Here is a 5,756-nt window from a genome sequence, read left to right as displayed (position 1 = left end):
TCCTTCACCTTCTGTATAGAGTGAAAGAAGAAAATTACAATAGGCTTCTGGAAGTAATTTATTTTCACGCCAATATAGAATTTCGTTAATAATGACTTTTTTTCTGTCTTGATTCATGAAAGCGTTCACCTTTTTCGAACTAAGATAAAGACTGAATACCACGTCATGTGGCTCGTCTTTGTGACCCACATCGTGAGGGCATAAAAAAATAGTTTACTTCAATTTTATGAAGTAAACTACGAAATGTAAATGAAAATGTTTATTCTAAGAAATCTTTTAGTCTCTTGCTTCGGCTCGGGTGACGAAGCTTACGTAGTGCTTTTGCTTCAATTTGGCGAATACGCTCACGAGTAACACCAAATACCTTACCAACTTCTTCAAGAGTACGTGTGCGTCCATCGTCTAAACCGAAACGTAGACGTAATACATTTTCTTCTCTATCTGTTAAGGTATCAAGGACATCTTCAAGCTGTTCTTTTAAAAGCTCATATGCCGCATGCTCTGATGGAGATGTTGCATCCTGATCTTCGATAAAATCACCAAGATGTGAGTCGTCTTCTTCACCAATTGGTGTTTCTAATGATACAGGCTCTTGAGCAATCTTTAAGATTTCTCTAACCTTTTCAGGTGTTAAATCCATATCCTCGGCAATTTCTTCCGGAGTTGGTTCGCGTCCAAGATCCTGGAGTAACTGACGTTGCACACGGATTAATTTATTGATTGTTTCTACCATATGAACAGGAATACGAATGGTTCTTGCTTGGTCAGCTATCGCACGTGTAATAGCTTGACGAATCCACCAAGTAGCATACGTACTGAATTTGAAGCCTTTACGATAATCAAATTTCTCAACAGCTTTAATAAGTCCCATATTGCCTTCTTGGATTAAATCTAGGAACAGCATCCCACGCCCAACGTACCGCTTTGCAATACTTACTACAAGTCGTAAATTGGCTTCAGCAAGTCGGCGTTTGGCCTCTTCATCACCTTGTTCGATTCTTTCAGCGAGTTGAATTTCATCATCTGCTGAGAGTAAATCAACACGACCAATTTCTTTTAAGTACATTCGCACTGGGTCATTAATCTTAACCCCTGGAGGAACACTAAGGTCATTTAGATCAAATTCTTCTTCCTTGGATAAATCTTGGACATTTGGATCTTCATTATCATTTTCGGCATCATGCTCTTCGCCTTCACCTATTAATTCAATCCCCTGCTCTCCAAGGAACTCATAATATTCATCAAGATGGTCTGACTCTACTTCAAAACCAGACATACGCTCAGCGATTTCTTCATAGGTTAATACACCGCGTTTTTTACCTAACTCTGTTAACTTTTCTTTGACTTGCTCTAATGTTAATTCTGCGTCAACTTCTTTAGACTTCTCAGCCATTTGTTCCCCTCCTTCCAAAACTAGTAAGACATAGAGGTTAGAAAACCTGTAATGCTTTTTTCATTTGAATAATTTCATTTGCAATCGTAGCGGCCTTTAAATAATCCTTACTACGTTCAGCCTCAAGTTGTTCAGATTCTTTTTCTTTTATCATTGACATTTTCTTGTGATTCAACACCTGTTTCACATAATCTGATAACACAGAATCTGATACTTCTTCTTCAACTGACATCATTGCAATATCAGTTACAATTCGTTTAAGATTATCATCATGTATTCTTGTTAAAATTGTGCTGATATCTGGTTCATTACCTTCTTCATAATATGCATATAAATATGTTACAATTGCTCGATGCTCTTCAATATTAAATTCGGCCTGAAGCTGATCTTGTACTTTATCAGCAATATCCCGATCCCGCAGCATATACGCAAGTAAAAAACGTTCTGCATTATGATAGGCTTTAAGTAAATGTTTAGCTACGGTAGGTTTCGCTTTCGTATTATTTCTATTTTCAGAGAAATTATCCCTTTTTTTCCGTTCAGATTTATAATACTGAAGCTGTTGTGTTTTTAGTGCATCAAGCGAAATTGAAAATTCACTTGATAGCTGGCGCAAATAATGGTCTCTTTCGACAGCCTTTTCTAAAGAGGAAATTTCCTTAAGTACATCTTCTATATAACGGATACGTTCTCCTTCATCCTGAAGATTTTTTCCCCTTCTTAAGTACTGCATTTTAAATGCCATTAATGTAAGACTTGCCCCTATTACATCATTTTTAAACTTCTCGGCGCCATATTTGTTAATGTAGTCATCAGGGTCCATACTATTTGGCATTGTTGCAACTCTTACATAACAGCCCGCCTGGGTAAGCATAGATGATGCTCGTAAAGCTGCATCTAGCCCAGCATTATCAGAGTCATAGCAAATGACAACAGATTCCACATTCCTTCTAATTATTTTTACATGTTCATCTGTTAAGGATGTACCCATCGTACCAATTGAATTAGGAACATCTGCTGAATCAGCTGCAATTACATCTGCAAACCCTTCAAAAAGGATCACTTGCTGTTGTTTTCGAATATGCAGTCTAGCATGATGGAAATTGTAAAGGGTTTTACTCTTATTAAAAATGATCGTTTCCGGACTATTTAAATATTTTGGTTCCTGACCCTTCCCAAGTACCCTGCCAGAAAAAGCAATTGTTTTGCCTTGATGATCCCAGATTGGGAACATAATACGGTTTCGAAATCTATCAAAGAATGTTCCGGTATCCTCCTTTTTAACGAGTAATCCGGCCCGTTCCATCAACTCAGGCTTAAAGCCTCGCTTTTGGAGAAATTTCGTAGCAAAGTCCCATGAATCAAGAGCATATCCGATTTCAAACTTATCGATGATTTCTCTCGTGAAGCCCCTATTTGTTAAATAGTCTAGTGCTGGTTGACCTTCTTTTGTATTAAGTAATAGGTGATGATAGAATTTCTTTAATAATTCGTGTGCTTCTTGCATTTTTGATGCATCAGTATTTTTATCAGAAACAGCTGTTTGCTGTTCGTAATCAGATAAGTCTATGTTCACCTTGTTAGCTAAGTTAACTGCAGCCTCTGCGAAGGAATACCCTTCTAAGTCCATTAAAAAAGAAAATACATTTCCACCCGCTCCACACCCAAAACAATGAAAGATTTGTTTATCGGGGGAAACAGAAAATGAAGGGGTATTTTCACCGTGAAATGGACATAAGCCAAAATAATTTCTACCTTGCTTCTTCAATTGAACATATTCACTAATCACATCAACAATGTCAACAGATATACGAATTTTTTCGATTGTTTCTTCGGGAATTCGATACCCCATGTTTAACATCCCCAAGTACTAGTTATTCTATATTTAGAGCTTAAATCCTGCAATATTCGACAAACTTTTTTTAAAAATTTTAGTAAAATGTTGTCTGTCTTCATCAGTAAAGGGTTTTGGCCCTTTCGAGTAGGTGCCATTACGTCTTTCCTTTGCAGATAAAAAGCGGAAATGGAGAATTTGTTCCATATCCTCTTCCTTAAACTCTTTGCCACGGGGTGATATTACAGTTACACCTCTGTTTACTAAAATACTTGCTAAGCCAGTATCCTGGGTAATGACGATATCTTTTTTTATAGCGTGATTCATAATATAGAGATCTGCTGCCTCTTTTTCGGCATCTACGTACACCCATTTTCCACCCATGGGATTTGACATAACATGGGCATATGAAGCGACAAATACAACACTGATATTATATGTGCCCGCTATGCTAAGTATTTCTTCTTTAACAGGACATGCATCCGCATCAACAAATATTTTATTCTTTTTTTCGTCATATTTCTCTATTCTACATCACTCCAGAGAATCCTTCTTTTCCAGAAAAAGATTTAAAATATGTTCATAATCTGTGATTGTCCCATCTTTAGGTGAGTAAAAGAACGGATATTTCATACTATTTTTGGAAAGAAAAATTTTGAAATGAAAACAATGTCGAAAATTAATTCACCTATTTCCTTATCTTACCCTTGACAACCTTCAATACATAGTCTATTCTATCCAATCGAACTCTAAACCTAAAAATATGTATTTTTATCACAATTTTTTATTATAATATAAAATTCCCTCAAGCGCCACAAAAAAACATATCATTTTAAGATATGTTTTTGCTTATATTTGTATAGATATTTAACATTTTTTTAATTGGTTCTGCGATTATTGATTTTATTTAAAATAATATTTGCAGTTTCCTCTACTGCTTTATTTGAAACATCAACAACATCGCAACCGATTTTACTAATGATTGATTCAAAGTGATCGAGTTCTTCTTTGATGCGGTTAATATTTGCGTAGATAGCTTGGTCATCTAAGCCCAGTGATTTTAATCTTTCGCGTCTAATATGATTTAGTTTATCAGGACTGATTTTTAAACCAAAGCATTTATTCGGTGACACTTTAAACAATTCTTCCGGTGGATCAACTTCTGGGACAATCGGAACGTTTGCAACCTTAAAGCGCTTATGTGCAAGGTATTGGGATAAAGGTGTCTTCGAAGTTCTTGATACACCAATTAGGACGATATCTGCACGAAGAATTCCCCTTGGGTCGCGTCCATCATCATATTTAACCGCAAATTCAATTGCCTCAATTTTTTTGAAATAATCTTCGTCTAATTTTCTTACAAGTCCCGCTTCGAATCTTGGGTTACTTTCATAAAGTCCTGACATTTTATCTATTAGCGGACCAATAATATCATTCACAATTACTCCTTCTCGCTCTGCTTCCTTTACAAGGAAATCTCTTAGTTCAGGAACCACTAGAGTAAAAGCAATAATTGCATTATTTAGTTTTGCAAGGGCAACAACCTCTGCCAGTGTAGCTGTATCTTCAACATAAGGAATTCTTTTAATATCTGTATGTGATCCATTAAATTGACTTACTGCTGCTTTAACAACCAATTCTGCTGTTTCCCCAACCGAATCGGATACTACATATACTACACGATTTCTCATTTACAACTCCATCTCCTTACCAAATAATTAGAGGATTTCATCCCCGGCGAGGGCCACTAAGGCTTTTGTCATATTTGTCTTTGTGATTCTTCCAATAACCTCTATACCACGTTCAGAGTGCTTTACAATAGGTAATGCATCAATTTGCTTTTCAATTAATTTATGTGCCACATCAAGTAAAAGATCATCTTTTTCACACATTGTAATATTAGGCATACGAGTCATAATGATCGTAACCGGAACGGACTTTAAGTCCTGGTTACCAAGACTTGCCCGCAGTAAATCTTTTCTCGATAACACTCCAACAAGAATTGATGATTTATCGACTACAAATAAAGTTCCGACATCCTCCAAAAACATCGTTACAATCGCATCATATACAGATATACTCTCATTTATCACGACGGGAATGGATTGATAATCCATTACTTTGATTTTTTTTATCTTATCGGCTAGTAATTGCTGACCTGTTTTCCCCGTATAAAAATATCCGACCCGAGGTCTGGCTTCAAGATAGCCTGCCATTGTTAAAATAGCTAGATCTGGTCTGAGGGTTGCCCTTGTCAAGCTTAAACGGTCTGCAATAGCTTCCCCTGTAATAGGTCCATTGTCTTTTACAATTTGTACAATTTGTTCTTGCCGTTTGCTTAGTTCTATTGTACTCACCACCATTCGTAAAATCTTTTCATTTATGTAATTAAATAAGGTTATACTAATTAGAATTATTATATACTAATTGCGAAACAACGTATAGAGTATAGAAAAAGACTAGGAGCAGAAATTGCTCCTAGTGTTACTTTCTTGTCTAGCTCCAGGCGCAATCGGCTCTATGGTCTAA

5 protein-coding genes are annotated in these 5,756 nt (G+C 36.3%); all 5 read right to left on the bottom strand.

Features of this window, described 5'->3' with window-relative positions:
- Nucleotides 1-259 precede the first annotated feature (259 nt).
- The 5 genes from rpoD to V7147_RS01520 all read right to left on the bottom strand — a co-directional run bounded on the left by rpoD (nucleotide 260) and on the right by V7147_RS01520 (nucleotide 5,584).
- Nucleotides 260-1,393, bottom strand: a complete 1,134-nt coding sequence (rpoD, locus tag V7147_RS01540; RefSeq protein WP_335366094.1) for an RNA polymerase sigma factor RpoD — start codon at nucleotides 1,391-1,393, stop codon at nucleotides 260-262.
- Between the two features lie 37 nt (nucleotides 1,394-1,430).
- Nucleotides 1,431-3,245, bottom strand: coding sequence for a DNA primase (gene dnaG, locus V7147_RS01535; protein WP_335366093.1), 1,815 nt, complete (start codon nucleotides 3,243-3,245; stop codon nucleotides 1,431-1,433).
- A gap of 33 nt (nucleotides 3,246-3,278) precedes the next feature.
- Entirely contained in the window at nucleotides 3,279-3,725 is a 447-nt protein-coding gene (locus tag V7147_RS01530; protein ID WP_335366099.1) for a YaiI/YqxD family protein, read from the bottom strand.
- Between the two features lie 380 nt (nucleotides 3,726-4,105).
- The gene (locus V7147_RS01525; protein WP_335366092.1) at nucleotides 4,106-4,918 is read right to left on the bottom strand and encodes a pyruvate, water dikinase regulatory protein; all 813 of its coding nucleotides are present in this window, start codon (nucleotides 4,916-4,918) and stop codon (nucleotides 4,106-4,108) included.
- 27 nt (nucleotides 4,919-4,945) lie between these two features.
- Nucleotides 4,946-5,584, bottom strand: coding sequence for a helix-turn-helix transcriptional regulator (locus tag V7147_RS01520; RefSeq protein WP_335366098.1), 639 nt, complete (start codon nucleotides 5,582-5,584; stop codon nucleotides 4,946-4,948).
- Nucleotides 5,585-5,756 lie beyond the last annotated feature (172 nt).

The organism is Bacillus sp. JJ1521 (assembly GCF_036965165.1).
Taxonomy (GTDB): Bacteria; Bacillota; Bacilli; order Bacillales; family Bacillaceae_L; genus Ferdinandcohnia.
This window is presented reverse-complemented; position numbering and strand designations above follow the sequence as displayed.